Origin of the sequence: Streptomyces mutabilis, from assembly GCF_014649815.1 — a bacterium.
Classification (GTDB): Bacteria; Actinomycetota; Actinomycetes; order Streptomycetales; family Streptomycetaceae; genus Streptomyces; species Streptomyces mutabilis.
This window is the reverse complement of record NZ_BMTT01000343.1, coordinates 1-508: the sequence shown is the minus strand read 5'-3', so window position 1 is coordinate 508 and position 508 is coordinate 1. Positions and strand designations below refer to the sequence as shown.

Genomic DNA, 508 nt, shown 5'->3' with positions numbered 1-508 from the left:
CCACGGCCAATATTATCAACCAGTGATTGCCATAAGAAGTTAAGCGAATCTTGTAATACACAAGCATGAACAGTACGACCAATAATGCGTCCCCAAGTTGACTCTAACTGCTCTGTCACCAAGGTTTGACCGGTTAATTTGGTGTAGATCTGATTAACTTCGTTATAGTGTTTTACTGTGCCTTCATGTTTACCCGCTAAACCACACACTAACCATGCTAAAGTACCTACTTCTACAGGTTTGCCGTAAAATGTGGGTGACTTAACCCATGAGTATTTATTATTTTCATCCCAACCGGTGTATTTAGGACGAGTTAAACCCTCCCATGGTTTTAATGGTTCATCATCTTCATACCATGCGTGTTTACCACTCTCTTCAATGCCGTCTTTCAGGTTTTGATCTTTCCAATCTTTAATTGGACGATAAGTAGAAAAATCAACGCCTTCCATATAGCCACCTGAGAGTAAAAACTCAGTATTATTGCCATTAATAGGCAATTCAGGCACAG

At 40.0% G+C, this 508-nt stretch carries 1 protein-coding gene; it reads right to left on the bottom strand.

What is annotated here, in order from left to right; genetic code table 11:
* A partial coding sequence (locus IE142_RS40580; RefSeq protein ID WP_191889552.1) for a nickel-dependent hydrogenase large subunit occupies positions 1-508 on the bottom strand: 508 nt, incomplete at both ends.